Below are 26,102 nucleotides of genomic sequence, written 5' to 3'. Positions count from 1 at the left end.
CGGGAAGAAGAAGGCGGCCATCCATCCGGGAATGGGTGGATGGCCGCAAGTTTGAGCTCAGGAGGGAGAGCTCGGGTTCACTTGATGTAGCCGGCGCGCTTCATCTCGCGCTCGGTTGTGGATTGGGCGGCCGAGAGCGCCGCCTCGACGCTGGTCGATCCCGCCAGCGCCGCCGAGAATTGCTGGCCCACCTGGGTGCCGATGCCCTGGAATTCGGGGATTGCGGCGTATTGCACACCGACGTAAGGCACCGGCTTCACCGTCGGCTTGTTGGGATCGGCGGCGTCGATCGACGCCAGCGTCAGCTTGGCGAACGGCGCGACCTTCAGGTACTCATCGTTCTGGTAGAGCGAGGTGCGCGTGCCCGGCGGCACGTTGGCCCAGCCTTCCTTCGACGCCACCAGCTTGGTGTAGTCCTTGCTCGTCGCCCAGGCGATGAATTTCTCGGCCGCTTCCGTCTTTTTGGAACCGGCCGGGATTGCGAGATTCCAGGCCCACAGCCAGTTTGCGTTCTTGCCGAGGCCGGTGTTGGGCGCGAGCGCGAAGCCGACCTTGTCGGCGACCTTGGAGTCCTTCGGGTTGGTGACGAAGGACGCCGCGACCGTGGCGTCGATCCACATCGCGCATTTGCCGGCGTTGAACAGCGCCAGGTTCTCGTTGAAGCCGTTGGAGCTCGCCCCGGGCGGGCCGGCTTCCTTCATCAGGTTCACATAGGTGGTGAGCGTCGTCTTCCATTCCGGCGTGTTGAACTGCGGCTCCCACTTCTCGTCGAACCAGCGCGCGCCGTAGGAATTGGCCATCGCCGAGAGAAAGGCCATGTTCTCGCCCCAGCCGGCCTTGCCGCGCAGGCAAATGCCGTAAGTGCCGGCGTTCTTGTCGGTCAGCTTCTTGGCGGCGTCGATCACGAAGTCCCAGGTGGGCTTCTCCGGCATCTTCAGGCCGGCTTTCTCGAACAGGTCGGTGCGATACATCACCATCGAGCTCTCACCGTAGAACGGCGCGGCGTAGAGCTTTCCGTCGACGGAGACGGCGTCCTTGATCTTCGGCAAGAGGTCGGCGACGTCGTAGTCGGCGCCGAGATTGGCAAGCGGCACCAGCCAGCCCTTCTTGGCCCAGATCGGCACCTCATAGGTGCCGATAGTGAGGACGTCGAACTGGCCGCCCTTGGTGGCGATGTCGGTGGTGACGCGCTGGCGCAGCACATTCTCCTCCAGCGTCACCCATTTCACGGCGATGTCAGGATATTTCTTGGTGAATTCACCCGTCAGCCCCTGCATGCGGATCATGTCGCCATTGTTGACGGTGGCGATCGTCAGGGTCGTTTCGGCCATCGCGGGGACGGCCAGCAGCAGAACGGACGCGCCGCAAACGGCGCCCAGGACATGTTTCACGGTGACCTCCCTTGATTCGCGCTTTTGAGCATATGCCCACGCATTGGGCGTATGTTCACCGTAGGAACCTTGCTTGTCAAGCAGGCGCGCTGGCATTCCAGCAACTTATGAGTGCTGCGGTGCGGGAAGAATGGAAGGTCGCGCGGGTGCGGACGCGATGGCAGTTGTTCGGAACGAGCCCCGCGGCTTGCTCCACCTCTCCCGCTTGCGGGAGAGGTCGGATCGCATCGACAGATGCGATCCGGGTGAAGGCTTTTTCCTCTTGGGGAGTCTTGCCAGCGGAGAGACCCTCTCCCCGGCCCTCTCCCGCAGAGAGGGAGCGGAGTCCCGCTGCTGCGCTGCTCCGTCTCTACCGCTCCAGGATCGCCCTTGCCGTCGTCTCGTCCGTGATCAGGCCGTTGATCAGGCCGCCGCTCAGCGCCGCAGAGATCGCCGCCACCTTGGCTGCGCCAACCGCAGCGCCGATGGTCGTAGTCTTTGCCGGCACTTCCGGCGGGATGCTCGTGAGGCGCTTGTTGGTGCCGGCCTTGAGCAGGCGGCCCTTCGCGTCATAGGCCCAGCCGGTGATCTCGCCGATGGCTCCCAGGCGCATCATCTCGAACAACTCGTCGCGGGTGACGAAACCGTCGATGTGCACCTGCGCCTTCTGGTCCATCTGGCCGATGCCGACGAGGCGCAAGTCGGCCCTGGCGGCGACCGCCTTGACCTTGGCGATCGGCTCGATGCGCACCATCCTGTTGCGCTCGTCCTCCGACGACATCAGGAAGGGCAGCGGCATTGGATAGTGCCGCGCGCCGGTGCGATCGGCGAGCCGGCCGACGGTGTCGTAGAAGCTCGCCGAGCCGTCGGCGGAGATGTTGCCGACCAGCGAGACGATCTGGTGGTTGGGCCGCTCGATCGGCGTGACGCGCTCGACCGCGGCACGCACCGCCCTCCCCGTGCCGAGCGCAACGATGACGGGCGTCTCCGAGCGCAGCGTGGAGTCGAGCAGATTGGCGCAGCGCTCGGCAATGCCCGCAGTCGCCTGCGGCGCAGCAGGATCGGCCGGCACCACCTCGCAGTGGACGAGGTCGAACCGGTCCTTCAGGCGCGCGGCCAGCTCCATGCAGGCGGCGATGGGATGTTCGAGCCGGAAGGTGATGAGCCGCTCAGCGAGGCACAGCGAGACCAGCCGCTGCGCCGAGGCGCGCGAGACCTGGAGCATCTTTGCGATCTCGTCCTGGGTGTGACCGGCAATGAAGTAGAGCCAGCCGGCACGCGCGGCGTCGTCGAGTCTCGACTTGTCGTTCTCGGCGGCCATGCGAGCTCACACCTCCCAGAAATCGCTCATGCGGGCGAAGACCCGATCGGCTCCGGCGGCGGACAATATAGTCCGGCGGTCGCGGCTGCGATAATGGCCGCCGCCGACAAATCCCCAGACTGTCATGCCTGCCGCCTTGGCGGCCTGCACGCCGCTGACGCTGTCCTCGATCACCAGCGTGCGCGACGGATCGACACGCATCTTTTCGGCGGCGTGGATAAAGAGATCCGGCGCCGGCTTGCCGTGCCTGACCATCTGCGCGGTGTAGAGCCGATCGCCGAAATGCGCCCGAAGGCCGGTAACGTCGAGAGAGAGCGAGACGCGGTCGATGTCGCTGGATGACGCCACGCAGAACGGTACGGCGAGCCCCGAGATCACCGCCTCCACCCCCGGGATCGGCTCGAGCGAGGCGGCAAACGTCTCCAGCACGCGGGACTTCAATCGGGGCAGGAAGCTGTCCGGCACGACCCGACCGAGATCGCGGTAGTACTGCTCGATCGCCTTGGTGCTGCGTCCGAGAAACAGCTCGAGCGCCTGTTCCTCGCTGAGCACGAGACCGAATTCGGCGAGCACCTCGGACAGGCAGCGGCAGCTCAGGAGCTCGCTGTCGACGAGCACGCCGTCGCAGTCGAAGATGATCAGATCAGGCTCTGGCCGGCGCTGGTCCATCCGGGCATTCGATCATATACCCAACACCTGGGCAATAGCTCAGTCTGCTCCGGGGTTGAAGGACAAGCTGCCGCGACTCCCGGGTGGGCGCGGCGCGTTGCGCGTCGCCCCCTACGGCACCGCCGGTGCCGCTACCGCCGCTGGTTATACACGTCGATGCACACCGCCCCCAGCAGCACCAGGCCCTTGATGACCTGCTGATAGTCGATGCCGATGCCGAGGATGGACATGCCGTTGTTCATCACGCCCATGATCATGGCGCCGACCACGGCGCCGCCGACGCGCCCGACGCCGCCGTAGGCCGAGGCGCCCCCGATGAAGCAGGCGGCGATGACGTCGAGCTCGAAGCCGAGTCCCGCCTTCGGGGTCGCGGTGTTCAGCCGCGCGGCGAAGACGAGTCCGGCAAGCGCGGCCAGCACGCCCATGTTGACGAAGGTGAGGAAGGTCAGCCGCTCCGTCTTGATGCCCGACAGGCTCGCCGCCTTGGCGTTGCCGCCGACCGCGTAGATCTGCCGGCCGATCACGGTGCGGCGGGTGACGAAGCCATAGAGCGCGATCAGCGCGGTCATGATCACCAGCACGTTGGGCAGGCCGCGATGCGAGGCGATCAGATAGGTGAAATAGAGCACCGCGCAGGCCAGCAGAATGCTCTTGCCGAGGAAGAACGCGTAGGGCTCGACCTCGATGCCGTGCGACTGCTCGCGCGACCTCCCCTTGGCGCCGGCATAGACGAGGCCGAGCGCGAGCACGGCGCCGATCAGCATGGATGTCGGATGCAGCGTGCCGGCCTCGGGCAGCAGTTCCGGAATGAAGCCGGACGACAGCTTCTGAAACGTCGGCGGAAACGGGCCGAGCGACTGGCCCTGCAGCACCGCGAGCGCAAGACCCTTGAACACCAGCATGCCCGCCAGCGTGACGATGAAGGACGGGATCTTGAAATAGGCCACCCAATAGCCCTGCGCGGCGCCGATGGCGGCACCGAGCGCGAGACAGGCGACGAAGGCGAGCGTGTAGTCGACCTTGTAGGTCACCATGAGAAGCGCGGCCACCGCGCCGATGAAGCCCGCGACCGAGCCGACCGAAAGGTCGATATGGCCGGTGACGATCACCAGCAGCATGCCCAGCGCCATGATCACGATGTAGCTGTTCTGCAGCACCAGGTTGGTGAGGTTGAGCGGCTGCAGCAGCGTGCCGCCGGTCACGACCTGGAAGAACAGCATGATCGCGATCAGGGAGATCAGCATGCCGTAATTGCGCAAATTGTTCTTGATGAAGCTGCCGTGCCGGCGCTCCTCGGGCAGCGACACCGTCTTGTCGGTCATGGCTGCGATCCTCCCATTTCCGCGGCCTCAGGCACGCTGTTGCTTCGTTCGTTGCGCATGATGGCGCGCATGATCTTTTCCTGCGTTGCTTCCGCGCCCTTGAACTCGCCGACGAAGGCGCCGTCGTTCATGACGCAGATGCGGTCGCAGATGCCGAGCAGCTCGGGCATCTCCGAGGAGATCACCACGACGCCGCGGCCAGCCTCCGCGAGCTCGTTGATGATACAGTAAATCTCGTATTTGGCACCGACGTCGATGCCCCTCGTCGGCTCGTCCAGGATCAGGACCTTGGGGTCGGTCATCAGCCATTTCGACAGAACCACCTTCTGCTGGTTGCCGCCGGAGAGCTGGCCAGTCTCCTGGTAGACGTCGGAGCAGCGGATGCGCATGCGGTTGCGGTAGTCGCTGGCGACCTTCAGCTCGGCGATGTCGTCGATCACCCGCCCGGCCGCGACCTGGTCGAGGCTCGCGAGCGTGATGTTCTTGCGGACGTCGTCGGCGAGGATCAGGCCGAGCTGCTTGCGATCCTCGGTGACATAGGCAAGCCCGGCATCGATCGCGGCGGCGACGCTCGGCAGCGCGATCTCGCGGCCTTCGAGCTTGATGCTGCCGCTGATATTGGTGCCCCAGGAGCGGCCGAACAGGCTCATGGCGAATTCGGTGCGCCCCGCTCCCATCAGGCCGGCAATGCCGACGACCTCGCCGCGCCTGACGCCGAAATTGACGTTCTTGATCACCTGCCGCTCGGGGTGGACCGGATGATAGACCGACCAGTTCGCGACGTCGAGCACGGGCTCGCCGATCCTCACGCTGCGCTCGGGGAAACGGTGCGCCATGTCGCGGTTGACCATGCTGCGGATGATGCGGTCTTCCTGGATCGGCTCGGCATGGCAGTCGATGCTGTCGACCGTGCGGCCGTCGCGCAGCACGGTGATGTGGTCGGCGACCTTGGCAACCTCGTTGAGCTTGTGCGAGATCAGGATCGAGCCGATGCCCTGCTCGCGGAACGCCATCAGTCGTTCGAGCAGCGCGGCGCTGTCGGCCTCGTTGAGGCTCGCAGTCGGCTCGTCCAGGATCAGCATCCGCACCCGCTTGGAGAGCGCCTTGGCGATCTCGACGAGCTGCTGCTTGCCGACGCCGAGATCGGTGATCAGGGTATCCGGCGATTCCCTCAGGCCGACCTGTGCCAGCAGCTCGCGCGTGCGCCGGTACACCTCGTCGCGATCGATGACGCCGAGCTTCGACGGCGGATGCGACAGGAAGATGTTTTCGGCGATCGACATCAGCGGGATCAGCGCCAGCTCCTGATGAATGATGATGATGCCGAGCGCCTCGGAATCGTTGATGTCGCGGAAGCGGCGCTCCTCGCCCTCGAAGACGATGGTGCCCTCGTAGGTGCCATGCGGATAGACCCCGCTGAGCACCTTCATCAGGGTGGACTTGCCGGCGCCGTTCTCGCCGACGAGGGCGTGGATCTGCCCGGCGCGAACCGAGAAATTGACGTCGCGCAGCGCCTGCACACCGGCAAAGCTCTTGCTGACGTCCCGCATCTCCAGCATGGCGGTCATTGGCTTGGGTGTCCCCTGCTTTACTTCGCCTCTCCCCGCCTGCGGGGAGAGATTGAGCGATATCGCTGCATCCAGATCGTCATTGCGAGCGCAGCGAAGCAATCCAGACTATTTCCGCGGCGGCAGACTGGATTGCTTCGCTGCGCTCGCAATGACGGAGTGCATAGCAACCACTGTCCGCGTGAAGAGAGCCCCTCACCCCGACCCTCTCCCCGTAAGAACGGGGAGAGGGAGAAGAAAGAAGCTTACTGGAACTGCGACTTCTTGTAGTACCCGCTGTCGACCAGCACCTTCTCCCAATTGTCCTTGTAGACGACCACCGGCTTGAGCAGATAGGACGGCACGGTCTTGACGCCGTTCTCGTAGGTCTTGGTGTCGTTGACCGTCACCTGCTTGCCGGCGAGCGCGGCGTCGACCATGTCGGCGGTCACCTTGGCGAGGTCGCGGGTGTCCTTGAAAATGGTCGAGTACTGGTCGCCCCGCAGCATCGCCTTGATCGAGGGCACCTCGGCATCCTGACCGGAGATGATCGGCATCGGCTGGTCGGCGCTGCCGTACCCGACGCCCTTCAGCGAGGAGATGATGCCGATCGAGAGACCGTCATAGGGCGACAGCACGGCGTTGACCTTCTTGTTGCCGTAGTAGGCGCTGAGCAGATTGTCCATGCGGGCCTGGGCGGTGGCGCCGTCCCAGCGCAGGGTCGCGACCTTGTCCATGCCCATCTGGCCGGACACGACGACGAGCTTGCCGCTGTCGATATAAGGCTTCAGCACGCTCATCGCGCCGTTGTAGAAGAAGTAGGCGTTGTTGTCGTCGGGCGAGCCGCCGAACAGCTCGATATTGAAGGGACCCTTGCCGTCCTTCAGGCCAAGCCCCTGCACGATCGACTCGGCCTGGAGCACACCGACCTGGAAATTGTCGAAGGTCGCATAATAGTCGACGTTCGGCGTGCCGCGGATCAGGCGGTCGTAGGCGATCACGGTGATGCCTTTTGCCTTGGCCTGCTTGAGCACGTCGGACAACGTGGTGCCGTCGATCGCGGCGATCACCAGCGCCTTGGCGCCCTTGGTCACCATGTTCTCGACCTGCGAGAGCTGGTTCGGAATGTCGTCCTCGGCATATTGCAGGTCGGTGTTATAGCCGCGCTCCTTCAGCACCTTGACCATGTTGTTGCCGTCGTCGATCCAGCGCGCCGAGGATTTGGTCGGCATGGCGATGCCGACGGCCGCCTTGTCCTGGGCGGAGGCAGGCGATCCGGCGATCAGCGCGGCGGCGCTTGCGACAGCCAGCGCGAGAAGGGTCGTCTTCAGTTTCAGCATGTTTCACTCCCTTTGGGTGTCGGACTGTTTTTCGTGTCGTCGAGAACGTCGGTCGTGTGCGGCTTCCAGCCTCCTATGCGAGCTTGACGTCGGGCTCCGCGCGACCGCGCGCGGATGGTTCGAGCAGAAAGGTGCAGCCGGCCTGCGGATCGGCGGCGCGTGCCGCCGCATCCATGTCCTGCCACGCGGATGTGACGAGCAGGCGCGACAGGTCGGGGCCGACGAAGGCGGGGCAACTCGCCTGCTTTGCCGGCACGCTGAGCGAGCGCAGGCGCTCGCCTTGCGGCGAGTAGACGTCGACGCGGCTCGCGCCCCAGCAGGCATTCCAGATCTGCCCGTCGGCGTCGCAGACCGAGCCGTCGAGGCCGCCGATGCCAGAGTGGCGCAGCAGCACCTCGGGCTCGCCGCGCGGCAAGCCGGTCGCGGGATTGAGCGGCACGGCATAGAGCACCGCGCGCGGCGTGTCGGTGAAATAGCCCGTGGCGCCATCCGGCGAGAAGCAGATCGAATTGGGGATGCTGATGCCGGGAAACAGCGTCGAGATCTTGCCGCGATGGAGCGCGTAGATCGCCCCCGCCTTCGGCTCGGCCTTCTTGCCCATGGTGCCGATCCAGAACGTGCCGGACTGATGGACGCGGCAATCGTTGGAGCGCGTCGCCGGGTTGTCCGCCTCGAGCGGACAGAACAGCGTCATCGCACCGTCGGCGAGCTTGCGGATGTAGAGCCCGTCCTCGGCGACGATCAACTGCCGCCCGGCATCGATGCGCGCGAGCGCGCTCGCCATCCGGCCGAGCGCGTGGCTGCGGATCGCGCCGCTGCCGAGATGCGCCTCGAACAGCTTGCCCTCGCGGATGTCGAACCACCAGGCCGTGTCGGTGGTCACATCATAGGTCGGCCCTTCGCCGAGATGACACTGCTCAGCGGAAAGAACCGAGGTCGGCACCTGCTCCGTCATGATCCCCTCACCCCAAAGCGATAGACGGTGTGGTGCCGGTAGACCTGGCCCGGATCGAGGCGCGGACTCGGAAAGTCCGGCCGGTTCGGCGCATCCGGCCAGATGTGGGGCTCGAGACACATGGCGTCAGATTGCCGGATCAGCTTGCCGCCCTTGCCCGAGATCGTGCCGTCGAGATAGTTGCCGGAATATACCTGGAGCCCGGGCTGATTGGTGAGCAACTCCATGATACGCCCGGAGCGCGGTGCCTCCAGCCGCGCCGCGAACGCAAGCATGCCATCGCGGCCGAGACAATAGGTGTGGTCGTAGCCCCTGCCGTTTCGCAATTGTGGATCGCTTTCGCGGATGCGCTCGCCCACCGACCGTGGTTCGCGGAAGTCGAACGGCGTTCCCGCCACCGCGCGCGGCGGCTCCGGCAGCGGAATGGCGGTGGGATCGATAGCGAGGAAATGTCCGGCGGCGATCGTGAGTTTGTGGTCAAGGATCGGCGTGCCGGACGCGGCGCCTTCCAGGTTGAAGAAACTGTGGTTGGTCAGGTTGACGATGGTCGGCCGGTCGGTCCGCGCTTCCATCGTCAGCGACAGCTCGGTCGGGCCCGTGATGCGATAGATCAGGCGGACGTCGAGCTTGCCGGGATAATTCTCCTCGCCATGCGGGCTCGAATAGGTGAGCGTCACCGCGGGCTCGGCGCCCTCGTCGATTGCGGCAATGTCCCAAAGCTTGCGATCGAAGCCGTCGAGGCCGCCGTGCAGGGCGTTTGGCCCATTGTTGACGGCAAGCTGCACCGTCTCGCCATCGAGCGGGAATTGTCCTCTGGCGATACGGTTGGCGTAGCGGCCGACGGTGGCGCCGAGAAATTTACGTTCGGCGAGATAGCCGGCGAAGCGATCATGGCCGAGCACGACGTCGTCGTGACGGCCTTTGGCGTCCGGCGCGATCAGCGCCTGGATCACCGCGCCATGGGTGATGATGCGAGCCTCGAAGCCGCCCTCCCCGCGCAGCACGACGCGCTCGACCGTGCGGCCGTCGGGTAGCGTTCCGAAGACGTCCTTTTCTATTTTCCTCGAGCCGGCCATGGTCAGTCCACAAAGGGTTCGACGATCGTGCGCTTGCCGAGCAGGAAAGAGTCGGCGACGAGACGCAGCGGCACCAGATCGACATCGCTTGCGCCTGACGCCGCCAGCCTGACGAAGCGCCGGTACAACTCGCGATATTCCCGATCGGGCGCATCCGCAATGGCCTTGCCGTCGACGGCCATCCGCCGGCCGCCATCAGACAATGTCATCCGGCCCCGGTCTGTTTCCACGAGGATATCCCAGCTCTGCGGGCCGGTCTGCCGGAAGTCGAACTCGGCGGTGATGGGCAGGCCGTTGATATCAGTCAGGTTCAGGTTCGCGGCGATCGGCGCCTGGCAATTGGCCGGGAAGGCAAGCTCGGCCGCGGTGACGAACACCGGCTGCGGCAGGATCCGGGTCAGGATCGACAGCGCGTTGATGCCGGGATCGAACACGCCGAGCCCGCCTGGTTCCCAGATCCAGGCCTGGCCGGGATGCCAGACACGGACATCCTCCTTCCAGTTGATGTGCGCGGATTTGATCCGGCGGCTCGCCAGCCATTCGCGCGCCGGCTCGACCGCCGGTGCGTAGCGCGAATGCCAGGTCGCAAACAGCGTTCGCTTCGCATCAGTCGCCATCGCGATCAGCGGATCGAGCTCGGCCACACCGGTGCCCGGCGGCTTTTCCAGCATGACGTGCTTGCCGGCGGCGAGCGCCGCGGCGGCCTGGGCGCGGCGCACCTGCGGCGGGGTGCAGAGCGAGACCGCGTCGATCGGCGGACCTCTTTCCAACAGGTCCTCGATGGTGGCGAAATGCGGCAGGTCCGGCAGCGAAGCGTTGCGGCTGGCAACGGCTGCGAGCGTCGCGCCCGGTGTCGCCGCGATCGCACCCAAATGCTGGTCGCGCGCGATCTTGCCGAAGCCGACGATGGCGATGCGTAGGTCTGTCACGCTTGTTCTCCAGTATCCGCTGACGGCAGCGGCTCGGCCGGGGCGGTCTCGATCACAGTGCCGTCGTGGCGGCGCATGCCGTTGCGAATGACATAGACCATGGCCTCGGATGCGGCGTCCGCATCGCCGGCCGCGATGGCATCGACGATCTTCTGGTGCCAGAGCAGCACGGTCTCGCGGTCCTCGGTCTCGACCGGAGCGCTGAGCAGGAACGAGGCGCGCAAGGCCGCCTCGATGACGTGCCCGATCGAGCGCATGAACAGATTGCCAGAGGCACGCGCCACGCCGACGTGAAGCGCGAGATCGGCATCGGCGAAACCGACCGAGTCGGAGGCTTCGCGCCGCATGCGGTCCATGCTGCGGCGGAGCGCGGCGATGTCTTCCTCGGACCGCTGCGCGGCCGCGAGCATGGCCGCGCGTGGCTCGACCGCGAGGCGGATCTCGGCGAGGTCGTTGAGGAAGCGCTTGTCGATGCCGGCGTCGAGGTGCCAGGCCAGCACGTCGGCGTCGAACATGTTCCAGGCGCCGCGCTCGCGCACGACGGTGCCGACCCGCGCCTTGGTGGTGAGCAGGCCCTTGGCGACCAGCGTCTTCACGCTCTCGCGCAGCACCGGCCGCGACACGCCGAACATCGCGATCATCTCGGCATCGCCGGGCAGGCGCGTGCCTTCCGCATAGCGGCCGGCGATGATGTCGACGCCGATCGAACGAGCGACCTCCGCGTGGTTGGAGTGGGCCCGCCGTGTCGGGATGACGACGATGCGCGAAGTCATGTGGCTGCTCCCGCCCTCCTGGCCACCGGCCGTCGCGCCAGCGGCGCCGCGCCATAGGCGGCCGACAGCGCGAGAATGGCGACGAAGGCGACCAGCGGGGGCACGCCCCAGCGCTCGATCGCCAGCGCGACGAACACGGTGGTGAAGCCGATCACCGAGCCGACCGAGAGATCAATGCCGCCGGAGATGCTGACGAAGGTCATGCCGGTCGCGACGATGCCGCGAAAGGCATTGTCTGCACCGAATCCCACCCCGTCGAGACGACGGGCGCAAGGAAGATCGCATCGACGTTCTGCGCGATGAAAGAGCGGATCGCCTTGATCTGGTTCTCCTGCTTCTGCTGGGCGTCGGCGATCTTGAGATCGACCTGGCGCCTGGCGGCCTCCTGCTTGGAGACCGACGTCTCCGCCGCCTGCCAACCGGATTCCGATCCGATCTGCGAGAAGCCGATGGTGAGCTGGCCGGCACTGGCCGGCAGCGCGAGCAGCAAGGCCGCGATGGCGCTGGCCGCAAAGAGGGCTTTAGGGGTCATCAGGCGTATCTCCCAAGATATTATCCGGGCGCCGATTGGTAGCATCGCACCCACAGGCCAGCCTTCTAGGGCGGCTGGAGACACTATTTCACGGAAGATGGACTTCGACTAGTCATATTATTTGACTATTTCGAGAAATTGCATGTGGGCTGCGGCGCGCAATTTTACGACACGCTAAGCGCGATTTTGTTCCGGCGATGCAACGGGGAGATGAAGGAGAAATTGCGAGGCAGCGGCAACGCGCTCCCACGCCCCCGTTCTTACGGGAAGAGGGGTGTCTCCGCGAAAACAGCGAGAGACGAGCCCGCGACCTCTCCTCCTCGTCATTGCGAGCGCAGCGAAGCAATCCAGAATCTTTCCGCGGAGGGACTCTGGGCTGCTTCGCTGCGCTCGCAATGACGGTGTGGGTGGAGCTCTGCGTCCCTCGAGCAGATCGACTCGTGGTGAGTCCCCCTCACCCGCCACGCGTCGCGTGTCGGCCTCTCCCCGCACGCGGGGAGAGGCGAAGAAACTAGATCAGCTTCCGCTGCGCCAGGTTCTTCATCAGCGCGCCGATGCCAAAGGTCCACGGCTCGCACTCGTCGCTCGTGCGCATGCGGTTGACGAGCTTGCCGAGCTGGGGCGCGGCGATCGTGACGATGTCGTCGCGCTTGTGGGTGAACCCCTGGCCCGGCGCGTCGCGATCCTTCACGGGTGCGAACATCGTGCCGAGGAAGAGAACGAAGCCATCGGGATATTGATGGATCTTGCCGATGGTCTGCGCGACGAGATCGGTCGGATCACGGCTGATCTTGCTGATCGAGGAATGGCCGTCGAGAACGAAGCCGTCCGTGCCCGTGACATTCAAGCTGATGTCGAGCTTGCGGGCGTCGTCGAGCGTGAAGCTGTCGTCGAACAGGCGTAGCAGCGGGCCGATGGAGCAAGAGGCGTTGTTGTCCTTGGCCTTCGACAGCAGCAGTGCCGACCGGCCCTCGAAATCGCGCAAATTGACGTCGTTGCCGAGCGCGCCGCCGACGATCTTGCCGCGACTCGAGACGAACAGCACGAGCTCGGGCTCGGGATTGTTCCAGGTCGATTTCGGATGCAGCCCGGCATCCATGCCGGTGCCGACCGAGGACATGGTCGGCGCCTTGGTGAAGACCTCCGCATCGGGGCCGATGCCGACCTCGAGATACTGGCTCCAGGCGTTCTGGTCGATCAGCACCTGCTTCAGGTGCATCGCCTGGTCCGAGCCCGGCTTGAGCTTCGACAGGTCGTCGCCGATCAGCCGCGTCACCTCTTTGCGGATCGCCTCCGCCGACGCCGGATTGCCCTTGGCCCGCTCTTCGATGACGCGTTCCAGCATCGAGATCGCGAAGGTAACGCCGGCCGCTTTCAGCGTCTGGAGATCGACCGGCGCAAGCAGCCACGGCTTCTTGGGATCGCGCCCGTCCGGGGCCGTGTTGGCGACGATGGCGTCGAGATCGCCGATGCGCTCACCCTTGACCATGGCGAGCGCCTTGGCCGGATTGTCCTCCTCGCACAGCGCGCTGACTGTCGGAAATTTCGCGGTGACGTCGAACACGCCATCGCCGCGCACGGCGACCACCGCCGGGCCATTCACCTGCGGCAGCCAGACCCGGCCGACCAGTGTTCCCCGCGTGCCGTCCTCGGGGAGAAGGTCTTGTACAGTCAATGTCGTCATGGCCGGCGTCCTCGCTGTTTCTAAGGATCGGCCGCGGCCGATCACATTGGCGACGACCAATAAACGTCTGGCGGGGGAAGTCCAGAGAGCGCCCCTACTTGAACCAGTGCACCAGCGCGATGCTGATCCCCAGCAGCAGCATCAGCGACAGTGTCACGGCTGCCGTCACGCGGCCGCCGACATTGGCGAGCACGCGGACGTCGACGCCGAGACCCAGCGCGGCCATCGACACCACCGTGAGGAAACTCGTGATCCTCGTCACCGGCCCGACCACCGTGGCCGGCACGATCTCGAGCGAGCGCAGCGTCGCCAGCGCAAGGAAACCGAGGATGAACCAGGGGACCAGGCGGAAGAAGCCGACGCTGGTCTTCTTGGCTTCGCTCTGCCAGCGCGAGGCGACCAGCGAGAGGCCGACGACGACCGGCCCCAGCATCAAGACGCGCATCAGCTTCACTAGCGTGCCGATCTGCGTCGAGACGAGGCCGGCCGGCACCGTCGCCGCAAGCACCTGTGGCACCGCGTAGACGGTGAGGCCCGCGAGAATGCCGTATTGCGTGGCGGACAGCTGCAGCAGCGGGATCAGCAGCGGCAGGCCGAGCACCATCATCACGCCGAGGATCGCAGTGAAGGAGATCGAGGATGCGATCTCGTCGTTATTGGCGCCGATGATCGGCGCCACCGCCGCAATCGCCGAATTGCCGCAGATCGAGTTGCCGCACGCGATCAGGATCGACAGCCGCGTCGACAGGCCGAGCAGCCGGCTGAGGCCGAAGGAAACGCTGAGCGCTGTGACGACGACCGCGGCGATTGATGCGAGCAGCGCGATGCCGGACGCCGCGATGGCAGCAAAGCTGATGGAGGCGCCCAACAGCATGACCGCGACCTCGAGCAGCTGCTTGGCGCTGAAGGCGATGCCGGCCTGCCATCGCGCGGCCGGCTTCCAGAAGCTGCGCAGCGCCATGCCGAGCAGGATCGCCATCACCAGCGCCTCGACATAGGGGTGCTCGAACACGCCCAGTTCCGCCCGCTCAAGCAGGGCCGAAACGCCGGCAACGAGAATGCAGAGAAGGATGCCCGGAATCAGCGCCGCGATGCGGCCGACGGCGGTGGCCGGCTTGGACTCGGCCGGATTGGAGGCTTGATTCTGCGACACAAATTTCTCCCGGAGGAGAAGGATTTATACGCAGCGATGGCGGTTTGGGAAATATGTTTTCGACATATCAGTGCCGAGAGAAGTTCTCTCCTCGGCCCGGAAGCGAGTCAGAAGATCAGGCTTTTCGCCAACGAGGCAACCCGGCTGAAGCCGTCATAGATGCCAGGCTCGAAGAAAGCCGCACGCGCCAGCACAATGCCGGCAACCAGCGACCAGAACAGCGTGGTCCCAGCCCGCAGCAGGAGCTTCGAGGCGCGCGATTTCGGCTGGGCGTCCGTTGCGGACACCAGCTGCTCGCCGAAGGGCTCAAATGCGGTGCGTTCCATAGCTGCCGATCCATCAATTTCTGGCAGAAATGTCGTCGTTTCGGCCCGAAACAGCAATGGAAGCGATTGGCGTTTTTGGCCTCCGGAGGGGAAACTCCTTCCTCCGCGCGGCTCCTGGGCAACAGTTTTCTTCTTCCGGCCTATTTGGACACCGGTGCCCCGTGGCTACAGCGCCAGATAACGCCGCCGGATCGCGTCATTGGCCTTCAGCTCGTCGATCGCTGCCACATAGACGATCTGGCCCTTGTCGATGACGGTGGCGTGGCTGGCGAGGCCCAGGCAGAAATGCATGTTCTGCTCGGCGATCAGCACGGTCGACCCGAGCTGACGGAGCTGCCGCAACAGCTCACCGATCCGCTGCACGATGATCGGCGCCAGTCCCTCGCTCGGCTCGTCCAGCAGCAGCAGCGCCGGATTGCCCATCAGCGTGCGCGCGATCGCCAGCATCTGCTGCTCGCCGCCCGACAGGCGTCCGGCGATACGATGGCGCAGCGGCTCCAGCAGCGGGAAGACCTCATAGATGCGCTTGATCGGCCATTCGTCCTGGCCCTCCGGCCCCTTCTTGCGGCCAATGACGAGATTGTCCTCCACCGTGTGCTCCGGAAAGATCTGGCGATCCTCCGGCACGAAGCCGAGACCGGCGCGCGCGATCGTATGCGGCTTCTGGCCCGAGATCACCGCGCCCCGCAGGCTGACCGTGCCGCGTCGCGGCGGCGCGAGGCCCATGATCGCCTTCATGGTCGTCGACTTGCCGGCGCCATTGCGGCCGAGCAGCGCCATGGTCTCGCCCTGCCGCACCGAGAGGCCGACGCCGAACAAGATCTGGCTCGTGCCGTAGTAGACGTCGAGATCGGCGACTTCGATCACGGGCGTGCTCATGCGGCGGCTCCCGCATGCTCGGTGCCGAGATAGGCCTCGATGACCGCGGAGTTGTTGCGGATCTCGTCCGGCGTGCCGGTCGCGAGGATGCGGCCGTAGCAGAGCACGACGATCTTGGGCGCGATCTTGAACACGATGTCCATGTCGTGCTCGATGAAGACGACGGTGATCTTCTGGCTTTCCCAGAGCTCGCGCACCTTGTCGATCATGCGCCAGCGTTCCTCCGGACCCATGCCGGCGGTCGGCTCGTCCAGCAGCAGCACCTTCGGTTCCAGCACCAGCGCCAGCGCAATGTCGAGCAGCTTCTGATCGCCATGCGAGAGGGTCGCCGCGGTGCGATGGCGCTTGCTCGCCAATCCCAGCAGCTCCATCACATGCTCGGCGCGGTCCCGCGTCTCCGGCAGCGGAAAGCGCTTGTGCAGCACCGCGGAGGTGCGCTGGTCCGCGCTGACCGCGGCCAGCATGGTCTCCTGCACCGTCAGCGATCTGAAGATGCTGGCGACCTGGAAGGCGCGTCCGATGCCATGACGCACGATCTCCGGCGGCGAGCGGCCGGCGAGATCGACGCCATCGAGCAGCACCTGGCCGGAATCCGGCCTCAAGGCGCCGGTGATCAGGTTGAAGAACGTGCTCTTGCCCGCGCCGTTCGGGCCGATCACCGCCGTGAGCGAGCCGTCGGCGAAGTCGAGCGTGACGTCGTTGGTCGCCTTCACGCCGCCGAAGGATTTTGCGAGGTTGCGGATCTCGAGCATCGCTAGCGCCCCTCGCCCCGCTCGCGTCGGTGCGCGTACCATTCGGCGACGAAATCCAAAAGGCCTTTGCGCAAGCCCAGCGCGAAGAACAGGATGACGATGCCGAGCACGATGCCGTGGTACTCGGTGAACCGCGTCACGGTGTCGTTGAGCAGCAGCAGCAGCACGGTGCCGACCATCGGGCCGAGGAAGGTCGAGACGCCGCCGAGCATGTTGATGAAGATGCCCTCGCCCGAGATGGTCCAATAAGCGAACTCCGGATAGGCGCCGGACACGAACAGCGCCATCACCATGCCGCCCATCGAGGCGAACAGCGCCGCCAGCACGAAGACGGTGAGTTTGGCGCGCCAGACCTCGATGCCGAGGAAGCTCGCGCGCGCGGCATTGTCACGGATCATGCGCAACGTGTAGCCGAACGGCGATTGCGCGATCTGGCGCATCGCCAGCAGGCCGAGGATGAGCAGCGCACAGCTCGCGACATAGAGATGGACGTGGTTGGAGAGATCGATGCCGAGGAACGCGGGCCTGGGAATGCCGCCGCGCAGGCCCTGGTCGCCGCCGGTGAAGGAGGCCCAGGACAGGATGGTCGAGTGGATCAGCATCTGGAAGGCGAGCGTGACGAAGGCGAAATAGATTTCCTTCAGCCGCACGCAGATTGCGCCGATGATGGCCGCGACGGCCGCCGTGATCGCCAGCGTCGCGACGAAGGCCACGGGAATCGGCACGCCGAGCTTCTGCATGATCAGGCCGAAGCTGTAGGCGCCAAGGCCGAAGAACATGCCGTGGCCGAACGAGGTCAGGCCGGTGTAGCCGACCAGCAGATTAAGCGAGGTCGCAAACAGGCCGTAGGCCGAACAGCGGATGACGAAATCGAGCAGCGCCTTGCTGCCCGTGAACAGCGGCAGGCTCGCCAGCACAGCGAAGGCGATGAGCGCGATCAGCACGTCGCGATAGCGTCGCAGCGCCGCGCCGCTGCGCGCCGGCACCAGCGTTTGGGCGCGTCCGGCCTCGAGCTCGGTCATGCCGCCTCCTTGCCGAACAGGCCGGTGGGTTTGGAGACCAGCACGATCACCATGAAGAGGTACATCAGGCCTTCCGTGAACAAGGGAAAGCCGAGCGAGCCGAACGAGCGGATGAGGCCGAGCAGCAGCGCACCGATCAGCGCGCCCAGGATGGACCCCATGCCGCCGATCACGGTGACGATGAAGGACTCGATCAGCACGGAAAATCCCATGCCTGGCGTCAGCGAGCGCACCGGCGCGGCCAGCGCACCGGCGAGGCCTGCCAGCATGCCGCCGAGCGCGAACACGCCGCCATAGATCAGGCCGGTGTTGATGCCGAGCGCCGAGACCATGCCGGGATTATGCGCGGCGGCGCGGATCACCTTGCCGATGCGGCTGCGCGAAAGCCCGATGCCGAGCACGATGGCCGCGAGGAGCGCGACGCCGATCAGCAGCAGGTAATAAGGCGGCACCACGCCGCCGGCGATGAACAGCGGCATCACCTGGAACGCGGACGGCATGCCCATCGCCTTGAACTCCGGCCCCCAGATGATGCGCACGACATCGTCGAAGATCAGCACGAAAGCGTAGCAGACGAGCAGCTGCATCAGGACGTCGGCACCGTAGACGCGGCTCATGAAGACGCGCTCGAAGATCAGGCCGAGGATCGCCGTGCCGGCCGCACCGGCCAGCATCGCCAGCGCAAAACTGCCGGTGAGCTGGTAGGCCGTCATCGCGAAATAGGCGCCGAACATGTAGAAGGCGCCGTGGCTGAAATTGACCACCTTGAGCACGCCGAAGATCAGCGTCAGCCCCACCGCGACCAGGAACAGCAGCATGCCGATGATGAGGCCGCTGGTGGTTTGCGTCACCAGGCAGGCGGAGCTGGAGAGGCAGCCGGCAAGCGCATCGAGATCCACGGGAGCACTTTCATTGCTGCGCGCCCGATGTGGCGCGGAAAACAACAGGCGGAGACGGTCGCCCGCCTCCGCCGCGCTTCAGATCAGGTGTAGCCCTTGCTCTTCTTCCACTCGGCCTCGAGCTCGAAGATGGTCTTCCAGTCACCGGCCTTGACCTCGGGCACGTAGGGTTCCTGCGGGATCGTGGTGCCCCAGCCGATGGCGTAACCGACCAGCGTGTGGTCGTCGCCGCGCATGGTCACGGTGCCGTCGGCGCCGAACGGGCATTTGATGGTGAGGCCCTTCATCGCCTCCGCGATCTTCTTGCCGTCGGCAGAATTCGCCTTCTTCGCAGCTTCCGCCATCAGCATGATGGCGGTGGCGTTCTCCCACGACCAGTTGGTCGGATATTCGTTGTACTTGGCCTTGTAGGCATCGCCCCAGGCGGCATTCTCCGGCGTGGTCGGGAACGTCTTGATGTAGCGGTTGCCGGAGTGGATGCCCTTGGGCAGGTTCTTCACCACGGTGAGCGCGGTGTAGTCGGCCATGTTGACCGCGAACACCTCCATCTGGCCGAACATCGCGTAGATGTTGGCCTGGTCGATGTAGGAGGTGAGATCGCCGCCCCACAGGCAGGAATACAGCGCCTGCGGCTTGGCCTGCAGGATCTTGGTGACCACCTCGGTATAGTCGGGCTGAAACAGCTTGGGCCAGGACTCGCTGATGATCTCGACCTCGGGCGCGAAGCGCTTCAGGTACAGCGTGAACTCCGCCGTGGTGTCGCGGCCGTAGGCATAATCCGGCGAGCAGGTCGCCCACTTCCTCAGGCCCTTCGCCTTGGCGATCGCCGCGGCATAGCTGCCGCCGACGATGGAATCGTGCACGCCTTGTCGCGCGGTGCGGAAGGCATTGGGGATGTGCTGCTTGGGATCCGCAGTCAGGGACGAGGTTTCCGAATTGGTGTGGATGCAGAACACGCCGAGGTCGCGCGCGACCTCATGCACCGCGAAGGCGCCGGAGGAGGCTTCGGCGTCGATCAGCAATTCGCAGCCATGGGTGTTGACGAGCTCGCGCGCGACGCGGGCCGCTTCCTGCGGCTGGCCCTTGGAATCGCGGATCACCATCTCGATCTGCCGGCCGGCGAGACCGCCGCCGGCGTTGACCTTCTCGACCTCGAGCATCACCGCATTGCGCGAGGACGTGCCGAGCTGCGCGACGCGCCCCGACAGGATCGTCGGCATGCCGATCTTGATGGTCTTGGCCTGGGCGCGGGCCACCCAGGGCGCGGCAAATGTCATCGCACCGGCGCCCATCAGCGCCAGCGTTGAACGACGGCTGATGCCCGGCGTGCGGGTTCTCGTCATTTTCCCCTCCCTCTTTCGGGTCGGCGTTTTCCTGGTCCCTTGCCGGAGATCGTTTCGTCTCCGTATTCCCAAGGATTTCAGAGGGAGGGGGTGACGTCAAGCCAAACATGAATTATGAGTCAGAATTCATAGAAGAGGAAACGAGGCCGGCAATCGGCTCGAAACCAGCCAGAATGATCAACCTGTCGAGCTTCATCGCCTTCCATGCCCGGCGCACACCGGCGCGGTCTGCGCTGAAATATCGCTGCGAGGAGATTTCCTACGCGGCCCTTGATGCACGCGTCCGCAAGGTCGCCGGCTGGCTCGCCGCACAGGGCATCGGCGCCGGCGATGTCGTGGCTGTACTGATGAAGAACAGTGCGGCGTTCCTGGAGATCGTCTTCGCCACCAGCCATCTCGGCGCGGTGTTCCTGCCGATCAATTTTCGTCTTTCGCGCGACGAGGTCGGTTACATCGCCGGCAATGCCGGCACGCGGCTGTTGATCGTCGATGAGGAATTGGCGGCGAACGCCGCGGGCGCGACGATCGTCGTGCTCAATGAGGCCGCGCAGCAGAGCGTCACGCATCTGGTGGGCGATGCGCCACCCGCCTCCATGCATGTCCGTCAGCCATCCGACCTGATGCGGCTGATGTACACGTCGGGCACGACCGACCGCCCCAAGGGCGTGATGCTGTCTTACGATAATTTCTACTGGAAGTCGGCCGCCCAGACCATCGCGCTCGGCCTCCGTGCCGAGACGCGACTTCTCGTCGTCGGCCCGCTTTATCATGTCGGCGCACTCGACCTGCCCGGCATCGCCGTGCTCTGGCATGGCGGCTTCATCCGCATCGAGCGCAATTTCGAGCCCCAGACCGCGCTTGCCGCAATCGCGGAGGACAGGCTCAACGCCGCCTGGTTTGCGCCGGTGATGACCACGGCGATGCTCACCTGCCCGACCCGCGATCGCTACGACGTCTCCAGCCTGAGATGGGCGATCGGCGGCGGCGAGAAGACGCCGGAGGTTCGCATCCGCGCTTTCTCGGAGCTCTTCCGCAACGCGCGCTACATCGACGCCTATGGCCTCACCGAAACCGTCGGCGGCGACACTTTCATGGAGGCCGGCCGCGAGATCGAGAAGATCGGCTCGACGGGCCGCGCCATCGCCCATGTCGAGATCGAAATCCGCGACGAGGACGGCAAGGCGCTGCCGCCGAACGTCAATGGCGAGATCTGCCTGCGTGGTCCCAAGATCACGCGCGGCTATTGGAAGGATCCGGAAAAGACCACGTCCGCCTTCTTCGGCGACTGGTTCCGCAGCGGCGACGTCGGCTATCTCGACGACGACGGCTTTCTGTACCTGACCGACCGCAAGAAGGACATGATCATCTCCGGCGGCGAGAACATCGCCTCCTCCGAGGTCGAGCGCGTCATCTACGATCTGCCCGAGGTGCGCGAGGTCGCCGTGATCGGCCTCCGCGATGCGCGCTGGGGCGAATGTCCCGTGGCCATCGTCGTGCTGACCGAAGGCGCCAGCCTCGAGCTCCCCGCCCTCACCGAACACTGCCGGGCGCGGCTGGCGAGCTTCAAGGTGCCGAAACAGCTGATCATCCGCGACAGCCTGCCGCGCAACCCGAGTGGAAAGATCCTCAAGCGCGTGCTGCGCGCCGAGTTGGAGACGTCGGAATGACGCAAGCGAATGCCAAGGTGACAAAGCTCAACCGCATCGAGCGCAACGCCTGGACCAAGCAGAAGATCTTCGACGCTGCGACGAAAATCGTCGGCAAATATGGCTATGCCGAAGCCTCCGTCGCCCGCATCACCGAACAGGCCGGCGTCGCGCAGGGCACCTTCTACAATCATTTCGAGAACCGACAGGAGCTCCTCGACCAGCTGCTGCCCAAGATCGGCCTCGACATGGTCGCGTTCATCCGCGCGCGCACCGGCAATGCGCATGCGGCGCGGCAGGAGATCGAACGCTTCTCCGCCTTCTTCGACTTCATCCGCGAGGTCCCGGAATTTTTGCGCATCCTCAACGAGGCCGAGTTCTTTGCACCTCACGGCTACCAGAAGCATCTCGACAACATCTCGGTCGCCTATGTCCGCATCCTGCGCCGCGCCCGCCTTGCCGGGGCGATCGAGGATTACAGCGATGAAGAATTCGAGGCGATCGTTCACATGCTGATGGGCGCGCGCGGCTATCTCAGCCGGCGTTATTCTTACTCGGAAGGCGGCGTCACCGCCGTCCCCGATCACGTCATCTCCGCCTATCGCAAGCTGATGACGCGCGGCCTCTTCATTGCCTCTGGAGATCAGGACACGCCATGAACATCGCATCTCCGCACAAGCCGCTCGACCTCACTTCCGCGATTGCCGAGGGCGACATCCGCTGCCTGCTGATGGTGCTGGTGCACATGACCGGCGACGAGAAATGGCTCGCGCCGCCGTACCTGCCCGAGCGTGACATCCGCCTCATTCCCGATCCCGATGCCGGCGTGCGCCGGGAGATCCAGGACGAGATCCGCGCCGCCGTGCTCAAGCTGTTCGCCGGCGGCACGCCAAAACCCGTCATCACCGACCCCGGCGACGGCCTGCTGCTGAGGATGATGCGCGCCTGCCTCGGCGAGAACGTCGCGCCGGAATATGCGCCCCTGATGCGTGAGGAGATGGGCTTTGTGCCGCGCGAGGTGCGCTGGACGACGCGCCCTTCCGGCGACAAGCTCGCCAGGCAGCATGTGCTCATCGTCGGCGCCGGCGTCTGCGCCATCGCGCTTGGCGTGGCGCTCGGCCATCTCGGCATCCCCTACACCATCGTCGAGAAGAACGCCGAGCTCGGCGGCACCTGGTGGATCAACCGCTATCCCGGCTGCGGCGTCGATACGCCGAACCACTCCTATTCCTACTCGTTCGGCTCGCGCAATGCGTGGACGCGCTATTTCTGCCAGCGCGAGGAGCTGCTCGGTTATCTCCAGAAGGTCGCGGACGAATACGGCATCCGGCAACATCTGCGCGTCAACACCGAGCTGACCTCGTCGCGCTGGGATGAGGGCAAGAAGCGCTGGATTTCCACGCTGAAGACCAGGGACGGCGAAGAAATTTTCGAATCCACCGCGCTGGTCTCGGCCATCGGCCAGCTCAACGATCCCTCCCGCGCCCACTTCACAGGAGAGGAGAATTTCAAGGGAACGATCCTGCATTCGGCGCTCTGGTCCGGCGATATCGACATCGACGGCAAGCATGTCGCCGTGATCGGGACAGGCGCGACCTCGATGCAGTTGGTGCCGTCGATCGCCGGCCGCGTCGCCTCGGTCAGGGTCTATCAGCGCAGCGCGCAATGGGCGCGGCCGGTGAAGGGCTATTCCGATCCGATTACGGAGGGCGCGCGCTGGCTGCTCGCGCACCTGCCGTTCTATGTGCAATGGTACCGCTTCAACATGTTCTGGCGCTACGGCGACGGCCTGCTGCCGTTCCTGCGCAAGGACCCGGCCTGGCCGCACCCCGAGCGCGCCGTCAACAAGGGCAATGACCGGCACCGGCAGGAGCTGACCGACTTCATCCTCACCGAGCTGAAGGACCGGCCGGACCTGATTGAGAAATGCGTGCCGACCTATCCGCCCTACGGCAAGCGCATCCTGCTGGACAACAACTGGTTCAAGACATTGACGCGGCCGAACGTCGAGCTCGTCACTGATCCGATCGACCGTTTCGACGAAGGCGGCATCGTCACGAACGACGGCAAGCACCGCCCCGCCGACATCATCGTGGTCGCCACCGGCTTCAAGGTGACGGAGATGGCGGCGCGCCTCAATATCACCGGCCGCGATGGCAAGAATTTGCGCGAGGCCTGGGGCAACGACAATCCGACCGCTTTCCTCGGCCTCACCGTGCCTGATTTCCCGAACTTCTTCTGCATGCTCGGGCCGAACTCCGGTCCCGCCCACGGCGGCAGCGTCATCTTCCAGTCGGAATGCCAGAGCCGCTACATCTCGGCCTGTCTTACCAGCATGATCGAGCAGAACGTGGCCGCGATCGACGTCCGGAAGGACGTGCTCGACGACTACGTCCGCAAGGTCGACGCCGAGCACGAGGCCATGATCTGGACCCATCCGGGCATGACGACCTACTACCGCAATTCGAGCGGCCGCGTGTTCTCGGCCATGCCTTGGCGGTTCGTGGATTACTGGCGTATGACGCATGATCCGGATCTGCGCCAGTACAGGCTGACAAAGGGGTGACGTAGCACTGACTCTGGCCGAAGTTTGGGTCGCGCTCGCCGCACATCGTCAGTGCGAGCGCAGCGAAGCAATCCAGAATCCCTCCTCGGAAAGACACTGGATTGCTTCGCTGCGCTCGCAATGACGGAGGTTGCGGCTACTCAGGCCGCCAGCCCGCTCTCCACCGGCGCAAACTCCAGCCCGAGGCTTTCCGCCACCGCCTTGTTCGTGATCCGCCCGCGATGCACGTTGAGCCCGTTGCGCAAATGGGGATTTTCCAGCACCGCGGCAAAGCCCTTGCTCGCGAGCATCAGCCCGAACGGCAGGGTTGCGTTGTTCAGCGCCTGGCTCGAGGTCACCGGTACCGCGCCCGGCATATTGGCGACGCAATAATGCACGACGCCGTCGACCTCGTAGGTCGGATCGGTATGCGTGGTCGGGTGCGAGGTCTCGAAGCAGCCGCCCTGGTCGATCGCGACGTCGACCAGCACCGCGCCCGGCCGCATCGAATTGAGCATCGCGCGCGTGACGAGCTTTGGCGCACTGGCGCCCGGCACCAGCACCGCGCCGATCACGACGTCGGCGGCGAACACCTCCTCCTCGACCGACTCGATCGTCGAAAAGCGCGTTCGGACGCGTCCCATGAAGAGATCATCGAGCTGCCGAAGCCGGGGTATGGAGCGATCGATCACGGTGACTTCGGCGCCAAGGCCCGCGGCCATGCGCGCGGCCTGCGTTCCGACCACGCCGCCGCCCAGAACGACGACGCGCGCCGGCTGCACACCGGGAACGCCGCCAAGCAGCAGACCACGGCCGCCGGCCGACCGCCTGAGCGCGGCGCCGGCAGCCTCGATGGCGAGGCGGCCGGCGACTTCGCTCATCGGCGCGAGCAGGGGGAGGTTGCCGGCCGCGTCGGTGACGGTTTCATAGGCGATCGCCGTGCAGCCGGACGCGAGCAGGCCCTTGGCCTGTTCGGGATCCGGCGCAAGATGGAGGTAAGTAAAAAGAATCTGGCCGTCGCGGAGCTGGGCCCATTCGCTTCGTTGCGGCTCCTTCACCTTCACGATCATGTCGGATTTGGCGAAGATATCGCGGGCGCTGTCGGCGATCGCAGCCCCTGCCCGCCGATAGACCTCGTCGGACGCGCCGATGCCGCTTCCGGCGCCGGTCTCGACCGTCACCTGATGCCCGGCGGCGACATACTCGCGAACCGCGCCCGGCGTGAGCCCGACGCGATATTCCTGCACCTTCATCTCCCTGGGAACACCGACGTGCATCTTCCGCTCCTTCGCCAACGAACTGATTCCGCTGTTGATCGTAGCGAGAGGGCCGGTTTGGTTTCATGCAAATATCCGCTAGTTTGGCGATCCGCGCGCCGGTTTCCGGCGCGTAAACATCCTTTTACGCCGGAAACGAAACTTTGGCCCTGGACCGGAAAGACCTCGCCATCCTCGCGGAACTCACGACAAACGCGCGGGCCAGCCACACCGAGCTCGCCAACAAGGTCGGGCTGTCGAGCACGGCGCTGGCGCGGCGGCAGAAGGCGCTGGAGGACGATGGCTACATCCAGGCCTACCAGGCCGCGCTCGACCTGACGCGGTTCGGCCTCACGACGACGGTGCTGGTCCGCATCGCGCTGGAGAGCCAGAGCGACGAGGCGCTGAAGGCGTTCGAGGCGGAGGTGGGAAAATGCCCTTCCGTCGTGCGCTGCTTCCTGATGTCGGGCACCGACGACTACATCCTGATCGTGCTCGCCCGCGACATCCAGGATTTCGAGCGCATTCACCGCACCGAACTGTCGCGCCTGCCGCGCGTCGCGCGGGTGCAATCGAGTTTTGCATTGCGCGAGGTCGTCAATCGCGCCGTGCCGACGGTGGTGTTCGGCGAAGGGAAGCACTGATCTCGTCCGGCGACCGGGAGAACCGGCCAGGAACCAAGCATCGCATCATCCGTTGGGCGCTATCGGCCAGCGCGGCAACGCATCTTCGCGTCAGTATCCTTGCCCCGCTCGGCCCATCC

23 protein-coding genes and 2 pseudogenes are annotated in these 26,102 nt (G+C 65.2%); 4 read left to right on the top strand and 21 right to left on the bottom strand.

Translation table 11 applies throughout. The annotated features are described in order from the left end of the window. Nucleotides 1-77: 77 nt before the first annotated feature. The 20 genes and pseudogenes from ACNJYB_RS13455 to ACNJYB_RS13360 form a co-directional block, all read right to left on the bottom strand. Nucleotides 78-1,391 carry an ABC transporter substrate-binding protein gene (locus tag ACNJYB_RS13455; protein WP_439374399.1) on the bottom strand — a complete coding sequence of 438 codons (1,314 nt, stop codon included), beginning with the start codon at nt 1,389-1,391 and terminating at the stop codon, nt 78-80. Between the two features lie 349 nt (nt 1,392-1,740). Beyond that, a complete protein-coding gene (locus ACNJYB_RS13450; protein WP_439374398.1) occupies nt 1,741-2,691 on the bottom strand; it encodes a sugar-binding transcriptional regulator in 951 nt (316 codons plus the stop codon). A 6-nt stretch (nt 2,692-2,697) separates the two neighbouring features. Beyond that, the gene (locus ACNJYB_RS13445) at nt 2,698-3,360 is read right to left on the bottom strand and encodes an HAD family hydrolase (protein ID WP_439374397.1); all 663 of its coding nucleotides are present in this window, start codon (nt 3,358-3,360) and stop codon (nt 2,698-2,700) included. Nucleotides 3,361-3,491: 131 nt separating this feature from the next. Further along, nucleotides 3,492-4,682, bottom strand: coding sequence for a multiple monosaccharide ABC transporter permease (gene mmsB / locus ACNJYB_RS13440; protein ID WP_439374396.1), 1,191 nt, complete (start codon nt 4,680-4,682; stop codon nt 3,492-3,494). Continuing rightward, on the bottom strand, nt 4,679-6,250 hold the full coding sequence (gene mmsA, locus ACNJYB_RS13435) for a multiple monosaccharide ABC transporter ATP-binding protein (RefSeq protein ID WP_439374395.1): 1,572 nt from the start codon (nt 6,248-6,250) through the stop codon (nt 4,679-4,681). Before mmsA ends, mmsB begins: the two co-directional genes overlap by 4 nt. 245 nt (nt 6,251-6,495) lie before the next feature. Continuing rightward, entirely contained in the window at nt 6,496-7,569 is a 1,074-nt protein-coding gene (gene chvE, locus ACNJYB_RS13430; protein WP_439374394.1) for a multiple monosaccharide ABC transporter substrate-binding protein, read from the bottom strand. A gap of 73 nt (nt 7,570-7,642) precedes the next feature. After that, nucleotides 7,643-8,524 carry an SMP-30/gluconolactonase/LRE family protein gene (locus ACNJYB_RS13425; RefSeq protein ID WP_439374393.1) on the bottom strand — a complete coding sequence of 294 codons (882 nt, stop codon included), beginning with the start codon at nt 8,522-8,524 and terminating at the stop codon, nt 7,643-7,645. Then, entirely contained in the window at nt 8,521-9,600 is a 1,080-nt protein-coding gene (locus ACNJYB_RS13420) for an aldose epimerase family protein (protein ID WP_439374392.1), read from the bottom strand. The genes ACNJYB_RS13425 and ACNJYB_RS13420 overlap by 4 nt, the downstream gene beginning before the upstream one ends. A gap of 2 nt (nt 9,601-9,602) precedes the next feature. After that, on the bottom strand, nt 9,603-10,529 hold the full coding sequence (locus ACNJYB_RS13415) for a Gfo/Idh/MocA family protein (RefSeq protein WP_439374391.1): 927 nt from the start codon (nt 10,527-10,529) through the stop codon (nt 9,603-9,605). Further along, nucleotides 10,526-11,302, bottom strand: a complete 777-nt coding sequence (locus tag ACNJYB_RS13410; RefSeq protein WP_439374390.1) for a FadR/GntR family transcriptional regulator — start codon at nt 11,300-11,302, stop codon at nt 10,526-10,528. The genes ACNJYB_RS13415 and ACNJYB_RS13410 overlap by 4 nt, the downstream gene beginning before the upstream one ends. Before the next feature lie 44 nt (nt 11,303-11,346). Beyond that, nucleotides 11,347-11,538, bottom strand: a pseudogene (locus tag ACNJYB_RS13405) (sugar ABC transporter permease YjfF); the annotation flags it as partial. Between the two features lie 2 nt (nt 11,539-11,540). Next, a pseudogene (locus tag ACNJYB_RS13400) lies at nt 11,541-11,834 on the bottom strand (sugar ABC transporter substrate-binding protein); the annotation flags it as partial. 511 nt (nt 11,835-12,345) lie between these two features. After that, nucleotides 12,346-13,518 (bottom strand): fumarylacetoacetate hydrolase family protein, encoded by a 1,173-nt coding sequence (locus ACNJYB_RS13395; RefSeq protein ID WP_439374389.1) that lies wholly within the window; start codon nt 13,516-13,518, stop codon nt 12,346-12,348. 94 nt (nt 13,519-13,612) lie between these two features. Next, the gene (locus ACNJYB_RS13390; RefSeq protein WP_439374388.1) at nt 13,613-14,671 is read right to left on the bottom strand and encodes a YeiH family protein; all 1,059 of its coding nucleotides are present in this window, start codon (nt 14,669-14,671) and stop codon (nt 13,613-13,615) included. 107 nt (nt 14,672-14,778) lie between these two features. Further along, nucleotides 14,779-14,997 (bottom strand): hypothetical protein, encoded by a 219-nt coding sequence (locus ACNJYB_RS13385; RefSeq protein WP_018647704.1) that lies wholly within the window; start codon nt 14,995-14,997, stop codon nt 14,779-14,781. A 165-nt stretch (nt 14,998-15,162) separates the two neighbouring features. Further along, nucleotides 15,163-15,876: an ABC transporter ATP-binding protein gene (locus tag ACNJYB_RS13380; protein WP_439374387.1), complete on the bottom strand. Its 714-nt coding sequence runs from the start codon at nt 15,874-15,876 to the stop codon at nt 15,163-15,165. Further along, complete coding sequence (locus ACNJYB_RS13375; protein WP_439374386.1) at nt 15,873-16,628, bottom strand: ABC transporter ATP-binding protein; 756 nt, start codon at nt 16,626-16,628, stop codon at nt 15,873-15,875. The genes ACNJYB_RS13380 and ACNJYB_RS13375 overlap by 4 nt, the downstream gene beginning before the upstream one ends. Nucleotides 16,629-16,630: 2 nt before the next feature. Next, nucleotides 16,631-17,650 carry a branched-chain amino acid ABC transporter permease gene (locus ACNJYB_RS13370; RefSeq protein ID WP_439374385.1) on the bottom strand — a complete coding sequence of 340 codons (1,020 nt, stop codon included), beginning with the start codon at nt 17,648-17,650 and terminating at the stop codon, nt 16,631-16,633. Then, the gene (locus ACNJYB_RS13365; RefSeq protein WP_439374384.1) at nt 17,647-18,549 is read right to left on the bottom strand and encodes a branched-chain amino acid ABC transporter permease; all 903 of its coding nucleotides are present in this window, start codon (nt 18,547-18,549) and stop codon (nt 17,647-17,649) included. The genes ACNJYB_RS13370 and ACNJYB_RS13365 overlap by 4 nt, the downstream gene beginning before the upstream one ends. A gap of 83 nt (nt 18,550-18,632) precedes the next feature. Next, complete coding sequence (locus ACNJYB_RS13360; RefSeq protein ID WP_439374383.1) at nt 18,633-19,892, bottom strand: ABC transporter substrate-binding protein; 1,260 nt, start codon at nt 19,890-19,892, stop codon at nt 18,633-18,635. A gap of 173 nt (nt 19,893-20,065) precedes the next feature. Between ACNJYB_RS13360 and ACNJYB_RS13355 the strand changes: the two genes are divergently transcribed. Genes ACNJYB_RS13355 through ACNJYB_RS13345 form a run of 3 tightly spaced genes read left to right on the top strand, consistent with a single transcriptional unit; the run spans nt 20,066 to nt 24,104 of the window. Continuing rightward, nucleotides 20,066-21,559, top strand: a complete 1,494-nt coding sequence (locus tag ACNJYB_RS13355) for an AMP-binding protein (protein WP_439374382.1) — start codon at nt 20,066-20,068, stop codon at nt 21,557-21,559. Further along, nucleotides 21,556-22,197 carry a TetR/AcrR family transcriptional regulator gene (locus ACNJYB_RS13350; protein WP_439374381.1) on the top strand — a complete coding sequence of 214 codons (642 nt, stop codon included), beginning with the start codon at nt 21,556-21,558 and terminating at the stop codon, nt 22,195-22,197. Before ACNJYB_RS13355 ends, ACNJYB_RS13350 begins: the two co-directional genes overlap by 4 nt. Next, nucleotides 22,194-24,104: a flavin-containing monooxygenase gene (locus tag ACNJYB_RS13345; RefSeq protein ID WP_439374380.1), complete on the top strand. Its 1,911-nt coding sequence runs from the start codon at nt 22,194-22,196 to the stop codon at nt 24,102-24,104. Before ACNJYB_RS13350 ends, ACNJYB_RS13345 begins: the two co-directional genes overlap by 4 nt. Nucleotides 24,105-24,244: 140 nt before the next feature. On the opposite strand, the gene ald is transcribed toward ACNJYB_RS13345, so the two are convergent. Further along, nucleotides 24,245-25,360, bottom strand: a complete 1,116-nt coding sequence (ald, locus tag ACNJYB_RS13340) for an alanine dehydrogenase (protein ID WP_439374379.1) — start codon at nt 25,358-25,360, stop codon at nt 24,245-24,247. 143 nt (nt 25,361-25,503) lie between these two features. Between ald and ACNJYB_RS13335 the strand changes: the two genes are divergently transcribed. Continuing rightward, nucleotides 25,504-25,983, top strand: a complete 480-nt coding sequence (locus tag ACNJYB_RS13335) for an Lrp/AsnC family transcriptional regulator (protein WP_439374378.1) — start codon at nt 25,504-25,506, stop codon at nt 25,981-25,983. The last annotated feature ends 119 nt before the right edge of the window (nt 25,984-26,102 follow it).

The organism is Bradyrhizobium sp. SMVTL-02, assembly GCF_051853005.1.
Classification (GTDB): Bacteria; Pseudomonadota; Alphaproteobacteria; order Rhizobiales; family Xanthobacteraceae; genus Bradyrhizobium.
This window is presented reverse-complemented; position numbering and strand designations above follow the sequence as displayed.